Source organism: Streptomyces sp. NPDC059582 (assembly GCF_042735715.1).
In the GTDB taxonomy this organism is placed as follows: domain Bacteria; phylum Actinomycetota; class Actinomycetes; order Streptomycetales; family Streptomycetaceae; genus Streptomyces.
Genome location: NZ_JBHWCC010000013.1, coordinates 1 through 22841, shown reverse-complemented (window position 1 = coordinate 22841; position 22841 = coordinate 1). Strand labels below are relative to the sequence as shown.

Here is a 22841-nt window from a genome sequence, read left to right as displayed (position 1 = left end):
CCCACTGCCCTCTGTGCCCCCCTTCGAGCCCCGCCCCTGACGCTGTTCCTGAGGCCCGCTCAGCCCGCGGCCGCCACCAGCCGCCACTCCTCCTTTGTCAACGGAGGCCCCGCCAGCGGCGGCAGCAGCGGTCCGTTGAGCACCGCGAGCAGGGCCGAGGGGCGCAGCAGCCGGGCGGGGCCCGCCTGGAGGCTCGTCACGTCCCACAGGGCCGCCGCCGCGCCGTAGGAGCCGGTCGACGCCAGGGTGAGGCGGCGGGTGAAGCGGGTGACCAGGCGGTCGGCGGCGGTGGGCCGGGCACCGTGGGTCTCCGGGTACCAGACGTCCTGGCCGACGGCCGCCGCCCAGGCCGAGTCGACCGGACGGGCGGCCTGGCGCTGCACCCGGCGGGCCAGGCCGGCGGCGGTGAGCCCGGTGCCCTCGAGTTCCCGGCGGAGCACCTGGGCGCCGAGTGCCGCCACCGTCATGCCCTGCCCGTAGGCAGGGTTGTACGTGGCCAGCGCGTCGCCGAGGACGACCAGACCCTCGGGCCAGTCGCGGACCTTCTCCAGGTACCGCCGGTCGTTGCGGGTGCTGCGGCTGATCTGCACGTCGGTGAGCGGTTCGGCGCCGGAGATCAGCCTGCCGACGATGGGGTGGGGCAGCTCCAGCGCGTAGCGCAGGAAGCCCTCCGGGTCGGCGGGCGGTTCGCCGCCGCGGGTGCCGCCGAGGCTGACCATCCAGCGGCCGCCCTCGATCGGCAGGATCATCCCGCTGCGGCCCGGCCGGGACACGTACGGGTCGGCCTGCACGATCGTCATGGGGAAGCGCTCGGCGCCCGCCGGGACGCGGTACACGCGGGTGGCGTTGACGAGGCCCGTGTCGACGGTCCGCTCGCGGATGCCGGTCACGCCGAGCCCGCCCAGCCACCGCACCACCCGCGACCCGCGGCCGCTGGCGTCGACGACCAGGTCGGCGGCGAGTTCTGTCTCACCGAGGTCGCCGGCCGCGCCGGAGGAGACGCGGACGCCGGTCACCCGGCCCGCGTCGCCCAGCAGGTCGACGACCTGACCGCGGCGGACCTCGGCCCGGGTGTTCGCCAGGACCGCGACCCGCACCGACCAGTCCAGCAGCGCCCGGCTGCACGCGATCATCCGAGGTCCCTCGTGGCGCCAGCGCCGGAACCAGCCCTCGGGGGTCAGCGCCACCATGTCCCGGCCGGTGGCGAGTTCGTGGGCGCCCGCGGCGAGCAGTTGCTTGCGCATGCTCACGCCCGGTACGACGTCCTCCATCGCGGCCATGCCGCCGGCCATGAGGACGTGTGCGTGGCGGCCCTGCGGGAGGCCCTTGCGGTGGTCCGGCCCGTCGGGCAGCTCGTCGCGGTCCAGCACGATCACTTCGTCCGCGCTGGGGGACAGCGCGGCCGCGGCCAGCATGCCGGCCAGGCCGGCACCGATGACAACAGCTCTACGCGTCATGGGGCTCCTCGGGTTCGGTCGGGGGTGGCCGTCACCGTACCCACACGCACGGTTCCGACATGTGATGATCGCGTGAACTCCTGGGCCAGTTCCACCAGTTCCGCCAGACCGTTGGTCCCGGCGGACGTCGTGGCGTGCAGCCGGTACCCGCTCGGCGTCTCCAGCGGCCGGGCCCGCGCGGCGGCCTGGCGTACGGCGTCGCAGAGCATGGCCGCCTCCGCCATGAGCCGCGCCCGGTGCGCGGAGCGGCCCGCGCGCAGGGCACCGCCCAGTGCCCGCTCCCGGACCCGGTCGTCGAAGTAGGGGGCCAGTGCCAGCAGCGCGTCGTGGATGGCGACCTCCCGCCACTGCAACCGCTCGCGCGGCAGCCGCCACCAGGAGCCGGGCGGCGGCGGGGCGGTGGACGCGAACCGCAGCGACGACCACAGCGGCCCCAGCGTCCGCAGATCACGCAGACTGTGCCAGTGCGCGGCGAGCGAGGGCAGCAGTCGGGGCAGCACGAACCCCACGGAACAGGTCAGCGCGCCGAGCGAGGCCATCGGCGGGGCGATGACGGTGGACAGGAAATCGAGGTCGTGACCCGTCCAACGCGCCACGACAGCCGTGTACTTCGTCAGCTGGAAGCCCAGCACGTCCAGCATCGACCCGATGAGGATCAGCCGCAGCCCGGTCCGCAGCAGTCCGGTGACCTCACGCCCCCACTTGACGCCCACCGCGCACAGCCCGATGGTCGCGACGCTGTGCCCGACCAGGTAGAGCACGATCATCTCGCGCATGAACGGGGTGTCGGCGTAGTAGGTGTCGAGGTCGGTGAGCCGTTCGGTGTGCGCGTCCGCCAGCGCGAACAGCACGACGATGGCGACGATCAGCGCCCCGTAGGCCGCGATGCCGAGCAGCACCATGCGCCGGATCCGCTCCCGGGACCCGCCCCGCCAGTTGATCAGCAGGATGAACAGGGAGCAACTGTACGCGGAGAGCATGCCGTAGGTCAGCGGGGCGCCGAAGTTGGGCACGCCCGTGAGGTCGTTGACGGCGGCCAGGGTCAGCGGCGCCGAGCAGACGAGGACGAGCGCGCCGAGGGCGATGGCCGCGCAGGTGGACACGGTCAGCGGGTTGCGGACGGCGCGCACGCCGGCCCGCGGGCGACGGAACAGCACCGCGCCGGACAGCGCGAGGACACCGGCGGCGACGTAGACCACGACGCTCATGCGGTGCCCGTCGTGGTGGTGCCGCTGCGGATCCGGGCGGCCGCGACGAGCGGGGAGGACGCCAGGGCGTCGGCGATGCGCGCGAGCGCGTCCGGGCCGGGCGTCCGGTCCTCGACCCGGTCGGGCCCGTCGACGTCCGTCAGGGGCCTCTCCCGGTACGGCTCCTCCCGCGCGGCCACCGTGATGACGGCGGCCCAGGCGACGGCGTCGGCCTGTTCCGGGTCGCCGCCGGTGTCCGCGAGCGCGGCCTCGCGGGTACGGTCGAACAGGCCCCGGTCGAAGAACGCGTCCAGGTGGCTCAGCGCGTTGTGGATGCTGGTCCGGCGCCAGATCAGCAGGCTGGTGGGGGAGGACCAGCGGGGCCGGGGCAGCCGCAGCGCGCGGCGGCTGAGGACGCCGTCGAGTTCCCGCTCCAGCGGTCCGAGACGGGTGTACGCCCGCCGGGAGTCGCGCCACTGGGTCAGCCGCGGCCCGATCAGCGGGATCAGGATGCCGGTGACCGTCACCAGCGCGCCCAGTCCGGCGGCGGCCGGCGAGACGGTCGTACCGAGTCCCGACCAGTCCTGCCCGCACCAGCGGGCGACGACCGCGGCGAGCTTGCTCACGCTGTACCCGGCGTTGCACAGCGTGCCGACGCCCAGCGTCACCAGGCCCGCGCGCAGCCAGCCGTGCACCTGACGGGCCCAGCCCAGGGACGACACCATGGTCACGCTCACCGCGGCGAGGTGCCCGGCCAGGTAGAGCACGATCATCTCGGCGATGAACGGCGTCGTCGCGTAGTAGGTGTCCAGGTCGGTACGGCGCTCCACGGGCGCGTCGCCCAGCGTGAACATCGCCGCGATGCCGATCAGGACGCAGGCGTACGCCACGACCCAGCGGCGGACGGAGCGGTGCACCTGGGGGCCGCCCCGCCAGTAGACGATCAGGATCTGGGCGGCCGCGCTGTACGCCGTGATCGACGCGTACGTCAGCGGGGCGGCGAGGTTCGGGATGCCGCTGACGCCGTTGATCGTGCCGACCGTCGGCGGGGCTCCGAGGAAGAAGCAGACCCCGGCCAGGCCCAGCACCACGCAGATGGTGCGCAGGTAGGGGTCGCGCCAGTGACGTATCAGGTCGGGGGCCTTGACCACCAGGGCCAGCCACAGCACCCCACAGCTCACATAGTTGATCAGGCCGCTCATCCTCGTGTCCCGCGGTAGTTGAGGGCGGCCCCGATGCGCCCGGAGAGGTTCTGGGCACCGGTGCTGTCGGCCGCGTACACGGAGTCGGCCGGCGCCTCCAGCCAGGTGCGCAGCCGACGGCCCATGAGCATGCCGAACAGGTCGGCCTCCTGCTCGTCGGCGAGGCTGAAGTCGGTGCGCGCCGCGACGAGCCGGGGACCGTCACCGGGCTCGTCCAAGTCGCCCCCGCCCTGCTGGTGCATGTGCCACACCTCGTGGCAGAAGATCACGATCTGATGCCAGACCGCGGCTCGTTTGTCGATGACGACGTCGTCGTGGTGGGCGCCGTCCAGCCAGAGCCCGCTGGCCGTGTGCGGCGGGAAGACCCGCCGGTGGACGACGACTTCCCGGCCGCGCCACTGGCTGACCGACTCCACCAGTGCGTCGAAGAGTGCCTCGGGGTCCGCCGGGATCGGGATCCGGATGGGATCGATGAGCGTGCCGGCGAGCCGACGCATCTCCTTCTTCTTACGCACCGTTGAAATATGCCAAGACAGGCCCCGCTTCAGCTACCTCACCTCCGCCGCCGGCGCCGTCGCCAGGGTGCGCACCGCGTCGATGTCGTGGGGGCTGCGCAGTGCCCGCGACACGGCCCCGATCTCCTGGAGCAGGTCGGTGGTGTCCGCGTGGCCGGTGGGTTCCGCGTCCTCGGCGGCGCCGTCCCCGGCGAAGCGGCCCCGGGTCCCGTCGACGGCGTCCTGGATCGCGATCGCGGCGGCCAGCGCCTTGGCCCGCTCCGGCGGCAGCCCGAGGGTGAGGGCGGCGGCGTACGACCGGGCGCGCGACTCCTCGTCGATGTGCCGGGCCAGCGGCAGCAGCACGTCGCGGATGAAGGTCTCGCGGCGGGTCAGGCGCAGTTCGGCCGTGCCGCGCGGCAGCCGGGGCACGCCGCCGCCGTGGACGGAGCGCGTCAGCAGGTACAGCGGCCGCAGTTCCTGGTGGGCGAGCCGGACCCGCCAGCGGTCGTGCAGATACTGGCCGACGTGCGGCAGGATGAAGCCGACCGCGATCGCGATGGCCGACAGACAGGCGACGGGCGGTGCCACGCCGGTGCTCAGCCGGTCCAGGTCGTGACCGGTCCAACGGGCCACGACGGCGGCGAGTTTGGACACGGCGAAGATGAGGTTCAGGCCGTAGCCGACGCACAGGGACGTCAGCCCCGAGCGCAGCCAGGCGTCGAGCCCGTCGGTGCGCACCCAGTCCCACAGCAGCCGGGACGTGATCAGCACGGCCACGGCGTGCGCGAGCAGGTAGAGCAGGATCTCCTCGCGCATGAACGGCGTGTTGGCGTAGTAGGTGTCGAGGTCGGTGAGCCGCTCCACGGGCACGTCCGCGAGGGCGAACAACACCCACAGCGCCACGATCACGCCCGAGTACACGCCGATCACCCACCGCGTGGCGCGCCGGGTCTCGGCCGAACGGTCGGACAGGCCGTTGCGCCAGGCGATGATCAGCAGCAGACAGGATCCGCAGAACGCGGTGAGCAGCGAGTACACCCAGGGCGCGGAGATGTTCGGCACGCCGGTGACGCGGTTGGTCCAGGCGATCGTCGACGGCGCGACGAACAGGAACACCGAGCAGGCGAGCAGCAGCAGACCGCCGACGGCCCGCAGCAGTGGGTCCTTCCACAGCCGGATGATCGTGGGCAGCTTGATCACCAGGGCCGCGGACAGCACCGCGGTAGGGATCCAGAAGGAGATGGAGAAGCCGACGCCACCGTCCATCGTGCCCCCTTCCCCCACCTTCCCTCGCCGTCCGTCCTCGCAGCCGGTCCGAGGTTACGCGCCCGGAAGTGTCCCCGTCATGTCGTCCACCGGCCGTTGTTCGACACCGAACTACCCTTGTTCTGGCCGGTGTCCGACGGTCGCGGCCGGTGGCGCGCGCCGTGGCCGCAGACGGCCGGGCGGCCGGGACGCCTCACAATGGGGCGATGAGGATCTCGGCACGGGCGGACTACGCGGTACGGGCGGTCCTGGAGCTCGCCGTACAACAGGGCGGGGACCCGGTGAAGGCGGAGACGGTCGCCGCCGCGCAGGACATTCCGCACAAGTTCCTGGAGGGGATCCTCGGCGATCTGCGGCGCGGCGAGATCGTCGACAGCCGGCGCGGCGGGGGCGGCGGCTACCGGCTGGCCCGGGACGCCTCGGCGATCACGGTGGCGGACGTGATCCGCGCGGTCGACGGCCCGATCGTGTCGGTACGCGGCGAGCGCCCGACCGGCCTCTCCTACACCGGCACCGCACAGCCCCTGCTGCCCCTGTGGATCGCGCTGCGGGCGAACGTGCGCAGGGTCCTGGAGGGGGTCACGATCGCCGACCTCGCGGCGGACGCGCTGCCCGACCCGGTACGGCAGCTCGCGGCGGAGCCCGCGGCGTGGGAGAACCCGTAGGTCCGGCCCTTCAGCCGTCCGTCGGCCGGGCCCGGTCCAGGGCGCGGGCCAGGGCCTTCTCGTCCTGGCCCAGCAGGGTCTTCTCCAGGCTGTGGTCGTCCCGGCGGGAGAGGCGCTCGCCCTCGGCGAAGGCCTCGGTGTCGAGTACCTGGCCGCACCACTCCCCCCGACCGATCTCGTGGTCGTCGAACGGTACGACCGCGCCCTCGCCGAGGGACACCCAGCGTTCCTCCTGCCAGCGCAGGGCGAGGACGTACGTGTGGCCCGGGACCACGCGGGGCGCGTCGCCGGTCAGATCGTCGACGCGGGTCGTGCCGTCGGAGCGGAGGATCTTCCAGCCCGGGGCGACGTAGTCGACGGTCGGGCCGGGGGCCGGGTGCGCGCGCCCGCGGGACGTGAACACGACCGATTCGCGGGTCAGTTCCACGGTCCGTTCCAGTTGGTACCGGTACGCCCCGACCTTCAGCTCCTGCCGATCACTCTCCCGCTCCCGCCCGGCTCGTCCGACGATCACCACGTCCGCGTCGCGCACCCAGTCCTGCGCGCTTTCGGACGGATACCGATTGACCGGAAGACCACACCCGTTGACGGTGTCCAGGCCGGTCCAGCCAGTCAGAACACCGGTGATCACGCCGGCCGTGGCGAGCACCGCGACGGCCGGGCGGCCCACGGCCAGGGCGGTTAAGGGGTTTCTGCGCATTCGCCGATCTTGAGGCGACGGGGGCCGCCCGGCCGTGGTGGAAGCCACACCTCCGGTCACAGCCGCGTCACAGACGGGCCTTCCGGTTGGCCGGAGTTCGGCCTGACCGCGCCGTCCGGTCGCGCCTACGATGCGACCGCTCCCGGCCTTCACAGCATGCTCATGGTTTCTCCACAGGCCGGGATTGCGCGTGCCACCCCCCACTGAACGATTAGGAGAACCATGTCTGTCGGACTCCTCCTGAGCGGAGCGGCCGCCGCCGCTCTGCTCACCACTGCGCTCCCGGCGCAGGGCGCGTCCTCCGGGTTCGAGGACCCGCCCCCGGACAAGATCGTCATCAAGGTCGCCACGGTGAACGGCTCCGGCTGTCCCCAGGGCACCACCGCGGTCGCCGTCTCCGAGGACAACACCGCCTTCACGGTGACCTACAGTGCCTACCTCGCCCAGGCCGGCGGCAACTCCGACCCCACGGCCTACCGCAAGAACTGCCAGCTCAACCTGCTGGTCCACGTCCCGTCCGGCTTCACGTACGCCATCGCCAGCGCCGACTACCGCGGCTACGCCGCGCTCCAGTCCGGCGCGAGCGCGACACAGCGGGCCTCGTACTACTTCCAGGGCTCGTCCAGCACGGCGTTCCGCAACCACCCGTACAACGGCCCCTACGACGACAGCTGGCAGGCCACCGACAGCACCGACTGGGCTCAACTCGTCTGGGCTCCCTGCGGAGTCCAGCGCAACTTCAACATCAACACCGAACTGCGCGTGAACGCGGGCAGCTCCGCGCCCGGCAAGGTCAGCTTCATGACCATGGACTCGACCGACGGCGACATCAGCACCGTCTACCACCTGGCGTGGAAGGAGTGCCCCGGGTCCTGACGCCGTCCCACTGGTCTCCGGCCCCGCCGCCCGGCCACTACTTCACGCTGTGCGGGAGGAAGTGCGTCCAGGCGGTGGGGGTCACGGCGAGCTGCGGTCCGTCGGCGCCGGTGTCGCTGTTCTTGGAGTCACGGATGTGGATGGTCGCGGGGCAGACGGCCACCTCGACGCAGTCGCCCTCGCTGCCACTGCTGTAGCTGGACTTGTGCCAGGCGAGGGCGACTTCTACGCAGTCGTCGCCGGATGCGCTGCTGTAGCTGCTCTTGAACCAAGCCAGTTCGGGCGTGTTCATAGCGCTCCTCGCATCTGCTCCAGCAAGCCCCTGGAGTCCTCTGGAGTGAGGGCCTGGGAGCGCAGTTTGGCATACCGCTGATGGAGGACGCTGATCTCTCTCGGGTCGGAGATGAGGACTCCGGCTCACCCGCCGACCCGTCGGTCACCATCGGTCACCTCTCGCGCCCATGATCACGGTCGGTGACGGGTACTGTCCACCCGGTCACCACGTACGCTGGACCGGCGTACGCGGTGTCAGCCTGGAGAAACGGTGGATCGGGGCGCCAGATTGGGGGCATGACCCACCAACAACTCGTCACCGTACGTGTGTTCACCCAGCGCTTAAGCGCCACCCCGCGAGGTGCCCGCCTCGCCCGTCGGCTCGCCGTGAACCAGTTGCACGCCTGGGGCGTCCCGCACGGCACGGACGTGTCCGACGCCGTCGCCGTGATCGTCGCCGAGCTGGCGGCGAACGCGGTGACGCACGGCCGGGTGCCGGGCCGGGACTTCGAGCTGCGGCTCTCGCTCGTCACGGGGAGCGTACGGGTGGAGGTGACGGACACCCGTGGCGATCCCCGCCCGCCGGGACCGGCGGACGTACAGGCCGTCCCGCCGCTCGCCGACTCGGGGCGCGGGCTGGTCCTCGTGTCGGCGCTCGCGGACCGGTGGGAGGTGGTGGACCGGCAGCCGCCGCCGGGCAAGACCGTGCGGGCGGAGGTGGACCTGCCGGGCCGGCCGGCCATGGTGCGGGTGAGCGGGCCGGTGACGCCGGGGACGTAGGGGCCGCTCGGTGTCCCTGGGCGGCCGTCGTAGATCGAGTCCTGGGCGAGGGTGTGTCAGCCCGTCTGGCCCATGCCCGCCGCGTTCGGCCAGCTCTGGGCGCTGGGCCAGCCTGTCGCCGGGGCCGGGGTGAGGCCGTTCGTGCCTCTGACCTGGGCCGCGGTGAGACCGCCGCGCGCCGGTACACCGGGCGGGGTCGGGCCGGTCATCGGCGCGGGGACCGGTACCGGCACCGGCATCTGCGCGGCGGCCGGGATCTGCGCGGCGGCCGGGATCTGTGCGGGGAACTGAGCCGGGACCGGTGCCGCCATCGGCTGCGGGACCTGCTGCGGGACCTGCTGCGGGACTTGCTGCGGGATCAAGGGCGGGACCTGCTGCGGAATCTGCTGCGGAATCTGGGGCGGGATCTGCTGGGGGATCTGCTGCGGGGCCGCCTGCGCCGCAGCCGGCATCGGCATGCCCGAGCCCATGGACTGGCCGCCCTGTGGCGCCGCCGGCATGCCGACGGCCATGGCCTGGGCGGCGAGGCCCGGTATGCCCGCCCCGTTCGTCGCGCTGACCAGGCGGTCCACGGCCGCCGTGCCCGAGCTGTAGTTGGTCCCGTTGGCCGGCTCGGGCACGGCGGCTCCCCTCCTGGTCCCGTAGAGCACCTGTTCCAGGCCGGACACCAGGCGACGCACGTCGACCTGGGGGCGCACCACGAGACGCAGGAAGCGGCTGGACGAACCGACCTTGTTGCCGCACTCACGGACCAGGATCCGGTGCTCGGTCAGCATCCGGTCCCGGACCACCGTGCCCTCGGCGCCGACGGGAAGGCGCACGAAGAGGAAGTTGCCCTGGGAGGGGTAGACGGTCAGGCCGGGCAGGGCGGCGAGCTGGCCGGCCATGTCCAGTCGGTCGCGGCGGACCTGATGGAGGCTCTGCGCGTACTCGGCGCCGTGCTCCTTGAGCATGAACACCACGTGCTCGGCGAAGGCGTTGAGGTTCCACTTGGGCAGCATGGAGCGGACGCGGCCGGCCAGCGACGGGTTGGCCACCAGGTAGCCGAAGCGGATGCCGTGCAGGCCGAAGTTCTTGCCGAGGCTGCGCAGCACGATGACGTTCGGACGCAGCATCGCCTCCTGCACCACGCTCGGTTCCGCCTCGGCGTCCGCGAACTCCAGGAACGACTCGTCGACGACGATCAGGTCCAGGTCGGCCATCGCGTCCATGAACTGCACGAGAGCCTGCTTGTGCAGGAAGCCGCCGTCGGGGTTGTTCGGGTTGCAGATGACGGCGACCCGGGTGCCTCGCTTGCGGATGAACTCGGCGTACTGCGCGAGGTCCAGGGCGAAGCCGCTGGACTCCTGGAGCGGGAACATGTCGACGCGCTTGCCGGTCTCCATCGGCTGGTCGGTCCAGCGGCCGAAGGTGGGGACGGGGATGGCGAGGGACTCGCGGACCAGCAGGTGGTCGATCCAGGTGATGAGCTCGGTGGAGCCGTTGCCCATAGCCACGCACTGCGGCGGAAGCTGGAGCAGGTTGCACAGCTCGCCGGTGATCGTGTCGGCGCCGCTCGGGTAGTACGTGATGATGTCGCGCAGCCGGGAGGCCATCTCGTCGAACATCGCCGGGGTGGGGAAATAGGGGTTGCAGGGGATACAGAAGTCCACGGGGCCCGATCCGTCGCCCTCCCGCGTCAGCGCCGCCATCGACGGGCTGTGTGCCGCTGTGCTGCGGAACAACGAGGTGACGTTGTCGGCCATGGAACCTCCATATGGGGCGGGCCCGGCGGGGACGACCGGGCCCGTCGTCATTGGGTGGCCCGCGCGGGGGAGCACGGGCCGCCCTTACATACGGAGGCGCACGAGACGCCGTTCAACTCTTGTGAAAGAAGTGTGACTTCTTGGGTTTTGAACTTACGCGTCGAACGTGTGGACGGTAGAGGTCCGGTATGTCTGGCCGGGACGCAGTACCGTCGAGGGGAAGGACGGCTTGTTCGGCGAGTCCGGGAAGTGCTGCGTCTCCAGGCAGAGGGCGTCCCCCTGGCGGTAGATACGGCCGCCGCTGCCGACGAGGGTCCCGTCGAGGAAGTTGCCCGAGTAGAACTGGAGACCGGGCTCGGTGGTCGCGATCCTCAGGGAGCGGCCGGAGGACGGGTCGCGCAGGGTCGCGACATGCGCGGGCCGCGCGGTGACGCCTTTGTCGAGGACCCAGTTGTGGTCGATGCCCTTGCCGTACAGCAGCTGCTGGTTCGCGACGCGGATGTCCTCGCCGACCGCCTTGGTGCGGCGGAAGTCGAAGGGGGTGCCCGCGACCTTGGCCAGCTCGCCCGTGGGGATCAGCCCCGAGTCGACCGGTGTGTAGCGGGCGGCGGCGATGGACAGCTCGTGGTCGTAGACCGAGCCGCTGCCCTCGCCTGCGAGATTCCAGTACACATGGCTGGTGAGGTTGACGACGGTGGCCTTGTCGGTGGTGGCCTCGTAGTCGATGCGCCAGTCGCCGGACCGGGTGAGGGTGTAGGTGACCTTCACGCGGAGCGTGCCGGGGTAGCCCATCTCGCCGTCGATGCTCACGTAGTGCAGGTGAAGGCCGACGTCGGAGCCCTTGGTGAAGGGTTCGACGTCCCAGACGCGCTTGTCGAAGCCCTGGGCGCCGCCGTGCAGGCTGTTCACGCCGTCGTTGACGCTGACCTGGTGGGCCGTGCCGTCGAGGGTGAACCGACCCTTGCCGATACGGTTGCCGTAACGGCCGATCAGGGCGCCGAAGTACGGGCTCTTGGCGACGTAGTCCTCGATGTTGTCGAAGCCCAGGGAGACGTTGCGGTACCGGCCGTGCCGGTCCGGGATCTCCAGGGCGTTGACGATGCCGCCGTAGGACAGCACCTTCAGCCGGGTGCCGCCGTTCTCCAGCGACCAGCGGTGGACCTTGGTTCCGTCGACGAGGGTGCCGAAGAGCTCCCGTACCGGCTTCCTGCCGCCCGAGGCGTGGGCGGTGCCCATGGCGGCGGCGGTGAGGCCCGCTGCCGCCGCTCCCGCGATGACCGTACGTCTGCTCATGTCCATGTGCGGCTCCTGCAGATGGAGGGGCCCCACCGTCGGTGGGGCCCAGCTGAGTTACGAACCGGACTTGCGCTTGTTCCACACGTCGAACCCGACCGCGGCCAACAGGGCCAGGCCCTTGATGACCTGTTGCCAGTCGGTGCCGACGCTGAGGAGGTTCATGCCGTTGTTCAGCACGCCGAGGACCAGACCACCGATGATCGCGCCGAGGACGGTGCCCACACCGCCGCTCATGGACGCGCCACCGATGAACGAGGAGGCGATCGCCTCGAGTTCGAAGTTCAGGCCGGCCTTCGGAGAGGACGCGTTCAGGCGGGCGGCGACCACCAGACCCGCCAGGGCCGCGAGCATGCCCATGTTCAGGAAGACATAGAAGGTGACCTTCTTGTCCTTGACGCCCGACAGCTTCGCCGCCGGGAGGTTGCCGCCGATCGCGTAGATGTGACGGCCGAAGACGGCGTTGCGCATGACGTAGCCGTAGCCGACCACCAGCACACCGAGGATCAGCAGCACGATCGGGGCGCCCTTGTAGCTGGCGAGCAGCATCGTGACGGTGAGCACCGCCGCGACCAGCGCGACCAGTTTGAGCAGGAACAGTTTGGCCGGCAGCACGTCCAGCGAGAACTCCTGCTGGCGCCTGCGGTCGCGGACCTCCTGGAGGACCACGAAGACGATCACGGCGAGACCCAGCAGCAGCGTGATGTTGTGGTAGTTGGTGTGCGGGCCGGCCTCCGGCAGGAAGCCGTTGCCCATCTTCTGCAAGCCGTCCGGGAACGGGCCGAGGGTCTGCCCCTTGAGCAGGATCTCCGTGAGGCCGCGGAAGAGCAGCATCCCGGCGAGGGTGACGATGAACGACGGTATGCCGAGATAGGCGATCAGGAAGCCCTGCATGGCCCCCGCCACCGCGCCCACCAGCAGACACAGCAGCAGGGCCACCGGCCACGCCACACTGTGCTGCACCATCAGCACCGCCGCGAACGCGCCCACGAACGCGGTCAGCGAACCCACCGACAGATCGATGTGGCCCGCGATGATCACCAGCATCATGCCGATCGCGAGGATCAGGATGTAGCTGTTCTGCAGGACCAGGTTGGAGACGTTGCGCGGCAGCAGCAGGTCGCCGTCGGTCCAGACGGCGAAGAGCACGACGATCAGGCCGAGGGCGATCAGCATGCCGTACTGGCGCATGTTCCGGCGCAGGCCGTCGAGCATCAGCCGCAGCAGGTTGTCCCCGGTGCCGCCGCCACCGCTCCTGCCGGGCGGCGCCTCGGCCGGGACGTTGGTCACATCGGTGCTCATCGCGTTACCTCTTTGTCCTTCGTCATCTGACGCATCAGCACTTCCTGCGTGGCCTCGGCCCGTGAGAACTCGCCGGTGAGCCGCCCCGCGGCCATGGTGTAGATGCGGTCGCACATGCCGAGCAGTTCGGGCAGCTCGGAGGAGATGAAGATGATCGCCTTGCCCTCGGCGGCCAGCTTGTCGATGACCGTGTAGATCTCGAACTTGGCGCCCACGTCGATCCCGCGGGTCGGCTCGTCCAGGATCAGCACCTCGGGACCCGCGAAGATCCACTTGCTGAGGACGACCTTCTGCTGGTTGCCGCCGGACAGCTTGCCCACCGGCTCGAACACGGTCGGGGCCTTGATGTTCATCGACTTGCGGTAGCGCTCGGCGACCTGGCGCTCCTCGTGCTCGTCGACCACGCCCCGCTGGGCGACCTTGTCCAGGGCGGTCAGCGAGATGTTGCGGTTGATGGTGTCGATGAGGTTGAGGCCGTAGTGCTTGCGGTCCTCGGTGACGTACGCGACGCCGTGCCGGACCGCCTGCGCGACGGTCTTCGTACGGATCTCCGTGCCGTCCTTGAGGACCGTGCCGCCCGCGTACCGGCCGTAGGACCGCCCGAAGACGCTCATCGCGAGTTCGGTGCGGCCGGCGCCCATCAGACCGGCGATGCCGACGATCTCCCCGCGCCGCACCTGCACCGAGACGTCGTCGACCACCTTGCGCTGCTGGTCGATCGGGTGGTGCACGGTCCAGCCGCGGATCTCCAGGGCCGGCGCCGCGCCCTCCTCCGCGTGGTGCGGGGTGCGCTCGGGGAAGCGGTGGTCGAGATCGCGGCCGACCATGCCGCTGATGATCCGGTCCTCGGTGGTCTCCGGCGCCTTCACGTCGAGCGTCTCGATGGACCGCCCGTCGCGCAGGATCGTCACCGAGTCGGCGACCCGGCGGATCTCGTTGAGCTTGTGGGAGATGATGATCGAGGTGATGCCCTGCTTCTTCAGCTCCAGGATGAGATCCAGGAGCTTGCCGCTGTCCTCGTCGTTCAGCGCCGCGGTCGGCTCGTCGAGGATGAGCAGCTTCACCTTCTTCGACAGCGCCTTCGCGATCTCCACCAGCTGCTGCTTGCCCACGCCGATGTCGGCGACCCGGGTCTCCGGGTGGTCGCCGAGACCGACCCGGCGCAGCAGTTCGCTGGCGTGCCGCAGGGTCTGGTTCCAGTCGATGAGCCCGCCCTTGGCGTGCTCGTTGCCGAGGAAGATGTTCTCCGCGAGGGAGAGGAACGGCACCAGCGCCAGCTCCTGGTGGATGATCACGATGCCGTGCTGCTCGCTCGCCCGGATGTCCCTGAAGCGGCAGACGTCACCCTCGAAGAGGATCTCGCCCTCGTACGTGCCGTGCGGGTGGACGCCGGAGAGGACCTTCATCAGGGTCGACTTGCCGGCGCCGTTCTCCCCGCAGATGGCGTGGACCTCGCCCTGGCGGACGGTCAGCGTGACGTCCGACAGCGCCTTGACGCCGGGAAAGGTCTTGACGATCGAGCGCATTTCCAGGACGGGTCCCGCCATGGTCGTGCCTTCCAATCAATGAGGGATCAGTGGGACCGGCGGTTACTTGAGCTCGTTCGCCGTGTAGTAGCCGCCGTCCACCAGGACCTGCTGGTAGTTGGACTTGTCGACGCTCACCGGCTGGAGCAGGTAGGCGGGCACGACCTTCGAGCCGTTGTCGTAGGTCTTGGTGTCGTTGGTCTCCGGCTTCTTGCCGTTGAGGACCGCGTCGACCATGTTCGAGGCGACCTTGGCCAGCTCACGGGTGTCCTTGTAGACGGTCTGCGTCTGCTCGCCCGCGATGATCGACTTCACCGAGGCCAGCTCGGCGTCCTGCCCGGTCAGCACCGGCAGCGCCTTGCTCCCGGAGCCGTAGTCGTCCGACTTCAGGGCCGACAGGATGCCGATCGAGATGCCGTCGTACGGCGAGAGGACCGCGTCGACCCCCCCGCTCTTGTACGACTTGGTGAGGATGTCGTCCATGCGCTTCTGCGCGGTGGCGCCGTCCCAGCGCAGGGTGGTGACCTGCGTGAGTCCGGTCTGGCCGGAGCGGATCACCAGCTTCTTGCTGTCGATGTACGGCTGGAGGACGCTCATCGCGCCGTTGAAGAAGTACTTGGTGTTGTTGTCGTCGTTCGAGCCGGCGAACAGCTCGATGTTGAACGGGCCCTTGCCGCTCTTCAGGCCGAGCTTGTCGACGATGTAGCCGGCCTGCAGCTCGCCGACCTTGGTGTTGTCGAAGGACGCGTAGTAGTCGACGTTCTTCGTGCCGAGGATCAGCCGGTCGTAGGCGATGACCGGGATGTTCGCGTCCGCGGCCTGCTGGAGGACGTTGTTCAGCGACTTGTTGTCGATCGCCGCGACGATCAGCGCCTTGACGCCCTGCGTGATCAGGTTCTCGATCTGCGAGACCTGCTGGTCGGGGTCGTCCTCGCCGAAGACCAGCTTGGTCTTGTAACCCTTGGACTCCAGGTTCTTGACGACGTTGTCGCCGTCGGCGATCCAGCGCTCGGACGACTTGGTCGGCATCGCGATGCCGATGGTCCCGCCCTTGCTGCTGTCAGCCTCCTCCTTGCTGCCGCCTTCACCGCTCTGGCCGCAGGCGGTGAGGGTGAGGGCGAGGGAGGCGGCTCCGGCTACGGCGGCGAGGGCGGCTCTGCGATTACGCATGGTGATCAGTCCTTGTTCTTCTCGTCGTTGAGAGGGGGCGAGCGGGGGTGTCACGCCTGGAGGGCGTCGACGGGGAAGCGGTGGAGCGTTCCGGGCAGTCGGGAGCCGAGCGGCGCCATGTCGCCGTCCGCGCCGTGCCGGGCGAGCAGGTCCAGGGCGAGCCGGCCGCGCCGCACCCGCTCCCGGGCGGTGTCCAGGGTCACGTCCCGCAGATGGGTGCCCCACGGGTAGATGCCGGGTGCCTTGGACAGACCGAACTTCAGGTAGAGCGGTGCGCCGCGCCGGATCAGCTCGGCGATCTCGTACATCCGGACATAGCCGCCGAGATCGTCGGGGGCCTCGATGTACATGTCCATCGGGGCGGCCGACGTCCGCCGGATCTCGGTGAGGTGATCGAGCGTCAGATCGCTGGGCACGTTGACCGAGTCGGCGCCCAGCCCCTCGAACACCGCGTACGCGGCCGGGTTGACCGGGCCGATGAGCGCGGACACCTTCAGCGTGGTGTCCGCCGGGAGGAGGCCGGCCAGGCGGGCCCGGTGCAGCGTCCACAGCACGCCCTCGTCGGCGACGAGGAGGCACTTGACGCCCAGTTCGGCGGCCCGCACCGCGTCCTCGACGCAGCCGGCGACCGCGTCGTGGCCGCGGGCGCGCAGCCCTCCGCCGCGCGAGTCGGTACGCACCGAGCCGCCGATGTCCCAGGTGCCGCGCGGACCGGTGAACAGGCAGAGCTCGATGTCCCGTTCGGCGGCCGCGTCGACCATCTCGGTGATCTCGGCGTCGGTCAGCATCCACACGCCGCTGCCCTGGCTGATCCGGTGGATCGGCACGTCCAGGCGCGAGGCTTCCTTCAGGACGACGGCCAGCGCCTCGGGACCCTCGCACGACGGGATCTCGGTGCGCCAGCGGCCACCGCCCGGGAAGCTGTGGGGCGAGGCGTCGGCGGGGTCGAGGGCGGGCGCGCCCAGGCCGAGCGCGGCGAGCGCCTGCTCGCCGGGTCGACGGGCTGCCGGGGCGGAAGCGTCGGTCACAACTGTCCTTCTTGTTCGGTATTTCGGACGAGGTTCGCGGCTCTGGGTACGGAAAGGCTGGGACCTGTGCCGGTACGGAGGCGGTCAGGTCACCCCCGTACCGGCATACGGCTAGGGGCGGAGCAGGACCTTGCCGACCTTCGGGTCGCCGGAACCCACCAGTTCGATCGCCGCGGAGAACTCGGCCAGCGGCAGCTCGTGCGTGACCAGCGGCAGCGGATCGAGCAGCCCGGCCGCGAAGACCCGCACCGTGTGCGCCCAGGCGTCCGGTGGCGCGCCGAAGACGGTGTGCACCTCCAGCTGCCGTACCACCAGGTCGGTCGGGTCGAGGCCGTCCGCGCCCGGTGCCGGGATTCCCGTCAGCACCAGCCGTCCGCCGCGCCGGAGCAGGGCGGCGGCGGTGCGCGCGGCGGACGCCGAACCGGCCGTCTCGATCACCACGTCGAAGTCGTCGGGCAGCTCCTGGTCCTTCGTGCGGAAGTCGGTGGCCCCGAACCGCCGGGAGAGCACCGCCCGGTCGTCACGGGTGCCGACGACCAGCAGCTGGGCGGGGGAGCCCGCCGTCAGGAACTGCACGGCGAACATGCCCAGCGTCCCGGTGCCGACCACCGCGACCCGCTCGCCCGGCCGCGCGTTCGCCTTGATCGCGGCGGCCGCGACACAGGCGGCCGGCTCCAGCAGGGCGGCGGCGGTCAGATCGGCGTCGTCCGGCAGGACGTGCAGCAGCCGGGCGGGCAGGGTCAGGGTGGCGGCCATGGCTCCGGGCCGGGTGAAGCCGGTCTCCTCGTACCCGGCGCTGCACAGCGTCGTCTCGCCCGCGTGACAGCGGTCGCAGACCTGGCAGTTGCGGAAGCCCTCGCCCACGACCTTCCGGCCGACCAGCGACCCGGGCACCCCGGCGCCGACCGCCCGCACCGTCCCCGACCACTCGTGCCCGGGAGTGAGCGGGTAGCGGACGTAGCCCTCGGGCCGGTTGCCCTGGTACACCTCGCGGTCGCTGCCGCAGATCCCGGTGGCGTGCACGCTCACCAGAGCCTCCCCGGCCTCCGGCTGCCGCGGCTCGTGCGCGACGATCCGGTGCTCGCCGGGCCCCTCGACGACCACGGCGGTGCTCACTGTCCGCCGCCCTTGGGCTTGCGCTGCTCCCAGCCCTCGGCCCACAGGTCGAACCGGGCCTGCTGCTGCGGGAACTCGGCGGCGGCGTCGACGTCGAGCTCGACCCCGAGGCCCGGCGCGTCGGAGAGGTGGAAGTACCCGTCGACGACCTGCGGCGCGCCCTTGACGACCTTCTTGATCTCCGCGTCCGCGAAGTCGTTGAAGTGCTCCAGGATCTTGAAGTTCGGCGAGGTGAAGCCGACCTGGAGGGAGGCCGCGGTCAGCACCGGGCCGCCGACGTTGTGCGGGGCGACCAGTACGTAGTGGGCCTCGGCGGTCGCGGCCAGCTTCCGGGTCTCCCAGATGCCGCCCAGGTGGCCGACGTCCGGCTGGATGATGTCGACGGCCTGGCTCTCGAACAGCTCCCGGAACTCGATCCGGTCGTGGATGCGCTCACCGGTCGCGACCGGGATGTCGACCTTGGCCGCGACCTTTTCGAGGGCCTTGAGGTTCTCCGGCGGCACCGGCTCCTCCAGCCACGCGGGCTTGAACGGCGCGAGCTCGCGGGCCAGCCGGACGGCGGTGGCGGGGGAGAAGCGGCCGTGCATCTCCAGCATCAGTTCGGCGTCCGGGCCGATGGCGTCCCGCACCGCCTCGATGAGGGAGACGGCGTACAGGCTCTGCTGGTGGTCCAGCTCGAAGTGCCCGGTGCCGAAGGGGTCGATCTTCAGCGCCCGGTACCCGCGCTCCATGACCGCCCGGGCGGCCTTGTGGTACGCCTCCGGGGTCCGTTCCGTCGTGTACCAGCCGTTCGCGTAGGCCTTGACGCGGTCGGTCACCTTGCCGCCGAGCAGCTGCCAGACCGGCACGCCGAGCGCCTTGCCCTTGATGTCCCAGCAGGCCATCTCGACGACGGCGATACCGGACATCACGATCTCGCCCGCGCGCCCGTAGTCGCCGTACTTCATCCGGCGCATCAGATCCTCGACAGCGAACGGGTCCGAGCCGAGAATGTGATTGGCCTCGGCCTCGCGCAGGTAGCCGATCAGCGCGTCGGTGTGGCCCAGCATCCGGGTCTCGCCGACTCCGGTGATCCCCTCGTCGGTATGCACCTGGACGTAGGTCAGGTTGCGCCACGGCGTCCCGACCACGTGTGTGCTGATTCCGGTGATGCGCACGGCGGTTGCCCCTTGCTGCTTCGTCGGCTCAGTTGGCTGGCGTGCCGGCGTGTTCGATATTTCGGCACACGTTCGAAATGCTGGCGTGACAGTAAGGACGGGGCGGCGGGGGTGTCAATGGGTCGGACAGATAACGGTTTCGACAGTTTCGAAGTCCGGTTTCGGGACGATGTCAGGCGCTTCGCACGGCCTCGGGCGCTTCGCGCAACATCCCACGCCGTTAAACATGGTCTCCCACACAATTTTCACAGCAACCCCTAGTGGCGTTACCCGGCGGGAACTTAGTCTTCCCGCGTCATGGACTACTGCGACCCGTGCCGACGGCACCTCAACGGCGCCCTCGCGTGCCCGGGGTGCGGCACACCTGCCGAACAGCTCCGCGAGCACGCGGAAGAGACCGACTCCGGTGCCGCCGGTGCGTCGTCCTACCCGGACGCGCGCGACGAGGGGGGCGACGATCCCGAGCCCGCCGAACCCGGAGGCCGTGCCGCGCGACGCCGGGAGCGGGGGCGCGGCGGCCGAAGACGCGGGCGGGAGGACTCCGAGCGCCTCGACGAGCCGGCGGCGGACGACTTCGAGCGCCCCGGCGACGACCCCGGACCCGGCGGCGTTCCCGCGACCGACGACTTCGCCGAACCCGACGACGAGCCCGTCGCCAGTCGGCGTGACCGCAAGGCGGCCGCCCACCGCCGACGCCGCCGGCGCACCGTCCTGGTCGCCGCCGGGTTCGTCCTGGCGGCCGGTGTACTGAGCCTCGCCGAGCTGGGCGTCGACGCCCCCGGCTTCTCCTCCGACAAGTCGGCTGCGAGCGGGGACGCGTCGGCGGAGGGCTCCGCGTCGGGCGAGGCGAACGCGACCGAGACGGCCGACCCCCTCGACGACACGACCGGCACGAAGTCGCCCTCGGCCTCCGCGGACCCCTCGGCCTCCGCGTCGGCGTCCGAGTCCCCGTCGGACGACCCGTCGAAGGACGCCGAGGAGACCCCCGAGGACAGTCAGTCCCCGGTCACCGCTCCGACGGCCTCCACGCAGGCCCCGGCGACGCCCCCCGGGCCGACGACGACTCCGTCGGCGAACCCCACGCCCGCGGACCCGACACCCGACCCGACGCCTTCCGAGACGTGCAACCGATTCCTGTGGTGGTGCACCTGAGTCCCGGCTGAGCCGCGGTCGGACGCTGCCGGGATTCCGACGGGACTCCGCCGGGTTCCCGCCGACCGCCCGTGCCGCACCGCGGGCACGACGGGCAGGGACCGCTCGCCGGCTCTCAGGCCCCGGCGGCCCTCGTGGCCCTGACGGCCCCGGACCGGGACGGGCGCGCGTCGCACCTTCGGGCTCTCCCGCCCCGCGGCGCCTTCGGCCCGGGCGCCCGCCCGGCGCGTCACGTCCGGTCGGCCGCCGGGTCCGTGCCCAGCATCCGGCGCAGCAGCCCCCGCATCACCACCCGCTCCTCCTCGCTCAGTCCGGCCAGCGGTTCCCGGGCGAAGTGCAGGGACTCGCGGAGGCTGCGAGCGGTCTCCTCGCCCTCCCGCGTCGCCGCCGCCAGTTTCACGCGGCGGTCGGCGGGGTCCGGGCGACGCTCCACCAGGCCGCGGGACTCCAGGCGGTCCACGATGCCTGTCACGTTCGACGGCTCGCACTTCAGCTTCTGGGCCAGCTTGCGCATGGGCAGCGGCTCCAGGGCGAGCAGGCTCAGCAGCCGGGCCTGGGCGCCGGTCAGGGAGTGCTTCCCGGCGGCGGCCTCGTAGTCCTCGTAGAACCGCGCCACGACCTCGCCGATCAGCTCGACGACTTCCATGGTCAGGGCGTCCGGACGGCGCGTCCGCGGTGGGGTGGGCATGGCTTCAGGGTACCCCTTTACTTGACATCCTGAAATATTCAGGAGCATGGTTGTTTCAGGTACTGAAGTATTTGAACCATGCGAGGAAGGCCCAGGTTCCATGTCCGACACCCCCACGCTCCCCGCCACCAGCCGTGAATGGCAGCTGCTCAGCCGCCCGGTCGGCTGGCCGAAGCCCGAGGACTTCGCCCTGGTCGAGGCGGAGATCCGGCAGCCCGGGCCCGGTGAGGTCCTCGTACGCAACCAGTACCTCTCCGTGGACCCGTACATGCGCGGCCGGATGAGTGCCGCCAAGTCCTACGTGGCCCCCTTCGAGCTGGGCAAGGCCATGCAGGGCGGCGCCGTCGGCGAGGTCGTCGCCTCCGCCGCCGAGGGCATCGCCCCGGGTGACCACGTGCTGCACTTCGGCGGCTGGCGCGAGTACGCCACGGTGGACGCCAAGCAGGCCGTGAAGGTCGACCCGGAGGCCGCGCCCCTGTCGACCTACCTGGGTGCGCTCGGCATGACGGGGCTCACCGCCTACGCCGGTCTGCTGCGTGTCGCCGACTTCAAGGAGGGCGACTCCGTCTTCGTGTCGGGTGCCGCCGGCGCCGTCGGCAGCCAGGTGGGCCAGATCGCCAGGCTCAAGGGCGCCTCCCGGGTCATCGGCTCCGCCGGATCCGACGAGAAGGTCAAGCTCCTGGTCGAGGAGTACGGCTTCGACGCCGCCTTCAACTACAAGAACGGGCCGGTCGGCGAGCAGCTGCGGGCGGCCGCCCCGGACGGCGTCGACGTCTACTTCGACAACGTGGGCGGCGACCACCTGGAGGCGGCCGTCGGGTCCCTCAACCGCGGTGGCCGGATCGCGGTCTGCGGCATGATCTCGGTCTACAACAGCACCGAGCCGGTCCCCGGCCCGAAGAACCTGGCCCGGCTGATCCAGACCCGCGGCCGTATCGAGGGCTTCCTGGTCGGCGACCACTACGACCTCCAGCCGCAGTTCGTCCAGGAGGTCGGCGCCTGGGTCCGCTCCGGCGAGCTCAAGTACGCCGAGACGGTCGTCGAGGGCATCGAGAACAACCTCGAGGCGTTCCTCGGGGTGCTGCGCGGCGACAACACCGGGAAGATGATCGTCAAGCTCTGACCCCGGCCGGTCTCTTCTCGCTCTCTCCCGCTCTCTTGTCGTTCTCCGTCTCGGCCCTCTTCCTGGCGGTCCCTTCTCGGGGCTTTCCGTTGTGCGGTAACTTCTTTCCGAAGCCGTCGGCGATCGTGGGCGCGAGTCGCGGCGGACCGAGGAGGAAGACCATGCCCAGCGCTGCCATCCGACCCGCTGACGTCCTGTACACCGCCGTCGCCACCGCCGAGAACGGCCGGGACGGGCGCGTGGCCACCGACGACGGAAGGCTCGACGTCGTCGTCAACCCGCCGAAGGAGATGGGCGGCAGCGGCTCCGGGACCAACCCGGAGCAGCTGTTCGCGGCCGGCTACAGCGCCTGCTTCCAGGGCGCGCTCGGCGTCGTCGCCCGCCAGGAGGGCGCCGACGTCTCCGGCTCGACCGTCACCGCGAAGGTCGGCATCGGCCGCAACGAGGACGGGTTCGGGATCATCGTCGAGATCTCGGCGGACATCCCGAACACCGACCCCGCCACCGCCCGGTCGCTGATCGAGAAGGCGCACGAGGTCTGCCCGTACTCGAAGGCGACCCGCGGGAACATCATCGTGACGCTCGTCTGACGGCGGGCCTCGCGCGGCCGAAGGCCGCACCCCGGACGGGGTGCGGCC

22 protein-coding genes and 1 pseudogene are annotated in these 22841 nt (G+C 70.9%); 6 read left to right on the top strand and 17 right to left on the bottom strand.

The genetic code is table 11. The annotated features are described in order from the left end of the window. Positions 1–59 precede the first annotated feature (59 nt). From ACFV0T_RS14185 to ACFV0T_RS14165, 5 genes are read right to left on the bottom strand one after another with little or no spacing between them, the layout of a single operon-like run. Positions 60–1457 (bottom strand): FAD-dependent monooxygenase, encoded by a 1398-nt coding sequence (locus ACFV0T_RS14185; RefSeq protein ID WP_385778141.1) that lies wholly within the window; start codon positions 1455–1457, stop codon positions 60–62. Further along, on the bottom strand, positions 1454–2665 hold the full coding sequence (locus tag ACFV0T_RS14180) for an MAB_1171c family putative transporter (RefSeq protein WP_385778139.1): 1212 nt from the start codon (positions 2663–2665) through the stop codon (positions 1454–1456). The genes ACFV0T_RS14185 and ACFV0T_RS14180 overlap by 4 nt, the downstream gene beginning before the upstream one ends. Next, positions 2662–3846 (bottom strand): MAB_1171c family putative transporter, encoded by a 1185-nt coding sequence (locus ACFV0T_RS14175; RefSeq protein WP_385778137.1) that lies wholly within the window; start codon positions 3844–3846, stop codon positions 2662–2664. Before ACFV0T_RS14175 ends, ACFV0T_RS14180 begins: the two co-directional genes overlap by 4 nt. Then, positions 3843–4361, bottom strand: a complete 519-nt coding sequence (locus ACFV0T_RS14170) for a toxin (RefSeq protein ID WP_385778136.1) — start codon at positions 4359–4361, stop codon at positions 3843–3845. The genes ACFV0T_RS14175 and ACFV0T_RS14170 overlap by 4 nt, the downstream gene beginning before the upstream one ends. 33 nt (positions 4362–4394) lie before the next feature. Continuing rightward, a complete protein-coding gene (locus ACFV0T_RS14165; RefSeq protein WP_385778134.1) occupies positions 4395–5609 on the bottom strand; it encodes an MAB_1171c family putative transporter in 1215 nt (404 codons plus the stop codon). 206 nt (positions 5610–5815) lie between these two features. Here ACFV0T_RS14165 and ACFV0T_RS14160 point away from each other — a divergent pair, with 206 nt between their 5' ends. Further along, a complete protein-coding gene (locus tag ACFV0T_RS14160; RefSeq protein WP_385778132.1) occupies positions 5816–6274 on the top strand; it encodes an RrF2 family transcriptional regulator in 459 nt (152 codons plus the stop codon). Positions 6275–6284: 10 nt separating this feature from the next. Here ACFV0T_RS14160 and ACFV0T_RS14155 read toward each other — a convergent pair whose 3' ends face one another. Beyond that, positions 6285–6974, bottom strand: coding sequence for a hypothetical protein (locus tag ACFV0T_RS14155; RefSeq protein WP_385778130.1), 690 nt, complete (start codon positions 6972–6974; stop codon positions 6285–6287). Between the two features lie 222 nt (positions 6975–7196). On the opposite strand from ACFV0T_RS14155, the gene ACFV0T_RS14150 reads away from it, so the two are divergent. Then, on the top strand, positions 7197–7850 hold the full coding sequence (locus tag ACFV0T_RS14150; RefSeq protein ID WP_385778128.1) for a DUF4360 domain-containing protein: 654 nt from the start codon (positions 7197–7199) through the stop codon (positions 7848–7850). A gap of 37 nt (positions 7851–7887) precedes the next feature. Here ACFV0T_RS14150 and ACFV0T_RS14145 read toward each other — a convergent pair whose 3' ends face one another. Next, positions 7888–8142: a DUF397 domain-containing protein gene (locus ACFV0T_RS14145; protein ID WP_385778127.1), complete on the bottom strand. Its 255-nt coding sequence runs from the start codon at positions 8140–8142 to the stop codon at positions 7888–7890. Beyond that, a pseudogene (locus tag ACFV0T_RS14140) lies at positions 8139–8264 on the bottom strand (transcriptional regulator); the annotation flags it as partial. The pseudogene ACFV0T_RS14140 and the gene ACFV0T_RS14145, both read right to left, overlap by 4 nt. Positions 8265–8420: 156 nt before the next feature. Between ACFV0T_RS14140 and ACFV0T_RS14135 the strand changes: the two are divergent. Next, positions 8421–8903, top strand: coding sequence for an ATP-binding protein (locus tag ACFV0T_RS14135; protein WP_385778123.1), 483 nt, complete (start codon positions 8421–8423; stop codon positions 8901–8903). 56 nt (positions 8904–8959) lie between these two features. Here the strand turns inward: ACFV0T_RS14135 and ACFV0T_RS14130 are convergent, their stop codons facing one another. The 8 genes from ACFV0T_RS14130 to ACFV0T_RS14095 all read right to left on the bottom strand — a co-directional run bounded on the left by ACFV0T_RS14130 (position 8960) and on the right by ACFV0T_RS14095 (position 19240). Next, complete coding sequence (locus ACFV0T_RS14130) at positions 8960–10648, bottom strand: pyridoxal phosphate-dependent aminotransferase (RefSeq protein WP_385778121.1); 1689 nt, start codon at positions 10646–10648, stop codon at positions 8960–8962. Between the two features lie 153 nt (positions 10649–10801). Continuing rightward, positions 10802–11947: an aldose epimerase family protein gene (locus tag ACFV0T_RS14125; RefSeq protein ID WP_385778119.1), complete on the bottom strand. Its 1146-nt coding sequence runs from the start codon at positions 11945–11947 to the stop codon at positions 10802–10804. Positions 11948–11998: 51 nt separating this feature from the next. Continuing rightward, entirely contained in the window at positions 11999–13243 is a 1245-nt protein-coding gene (mmsB, locus tag ACFV0T_RS14120; RefSeq protein ID WP_385778117.1) for a multiple monosaccharide ABC transporter permease, read from the bottom strand. Further along, positions 13240–14790 (bottom strand): multiple monosaccharide ABC transporter ATP-binding protein, encoded by a 1551-nt coding sequence (gene mmsA, locus ACFV0T_RS14115; RefSeq protein WP_385778115.1) that lies wholly within the window; start codon positions 14788–14790, stop codon positions 13240–13242. The genes mmsB and mmsA overlap by 4 nt, the downstream gene beginning before the upstream one ends. Before the next feature lie 42 nt (positions 14791–14832). Next, positions 14833–15939 carry a multiple monosaccharide ABC transporter substrate-binding protein gene (gene chvE / locus ACFV0T_RS14110; protein ID WP_385778114.1) on the bottom strand — a complete coding sequence of 369 codons (1107 nt, stop codon included), beginning with the start codon at positions 15937–15939 and terminating at the stop codon, positions 14833–14835. Between the two features lie 50 nt (positions 15940–15989). Beyond that, positions 15990–16967, bottom strand: a complete 978-nt coding sequence (locus tag ACFV0T_RS14105; protein WP_385778112.1) for a hypothetical protein — start codon at positions 16965–16967, stop codon at positions 15990–15992. Positions 16968–17078: 111 nt separating this feature from the next. After that, positions 17079–18083, bottom strand: coding sequence for a zinc-binding dehydrogenase (locus tag ACFV0T_RS14100; RefSeq protein ID WP_385778110.1), 1005 nt, complete (start codon positions 18081–18083; stop codon positions 17079–17081). Further along, positions 18080–19240, bottom strand: a complete 1161-nt coding sequence (locus tag ACFV0T_RS14095; protein ID WP_385778108.1) for a mandelate racemase/muconate lactonizing enzyme family protein — start codon at positions 19238–19240, stop codon at positions 18080–18082. The genes ACFV0T_RS14100 and ACFV0T_RS14095 overlap by 4 nt, the downstream gene beginning before the upstream one ends. Positions 19241–19537: 297 nt before the next feature. Here ACFV0T_RS14095 and ACFV0T_RS14090 point away from each other — a divergent pair, with 297 nt between their 5' ends. Then, positions 19538–20392, top strand: coding sequence for a hypothetical protein (locus ACFV0T_RS14090; protein ID WP_385778107.1), 855 nt, complete (start codon positions 19538–19540; stop codon positions 20390–20392). 229 nt (positions 20393–20621) lie between these two features. On the opposite strand, the gene ACFV0T_RS14085 is transcribed toward ACFV0T_RS14090, so the two are convergent. After that, a complete protein-coding gene (locus ACFV0T_RS14085; RefSeq protein WP_385778105.1) occupies positions 20622–21080 on the bottom strand; it encodes a MarR family winged helix-turn-helix transcriptional regulator in 459 nt (152 codons plus the stop codon). Between the two features lie 100 nt (positions 21081–21180). Between ACFV0T_RS14085 and ACFV0T_RS14080 the strand changes: the two genes are divergently transcribed. Together ACFV0T_RS14080 and ACFV0T_RS14075 are read left to right on the top strand one after the other, a co-directional pair. After that, positions 21181–22203, top strand: a complete 1023-nt coding sequence (locus ACFV0T_RS14080; RefSeq protein ID WP_385778103.1) for an NADP-dependent oxidoreductase — start codon at positions 21181–21183, stop codon at positions 22201–22203. A 161-nt stretch (positions 22204–22364) separates the two neighbouring features. Further along, the gene (locus ACFV0T_RS14075) at positions 22365–22793 is read left to right on the top strand and encodes an organic hydroperoxide resistance protein (RefSeq protein ID WP_385778101.1); all 429 of its coding nucleotides are present in this window, start codon (positions 22365–22367) and stop codon (positions 22791–22793) included. Positions 22794–22841 lie beyond the last annotated feature (48 nt).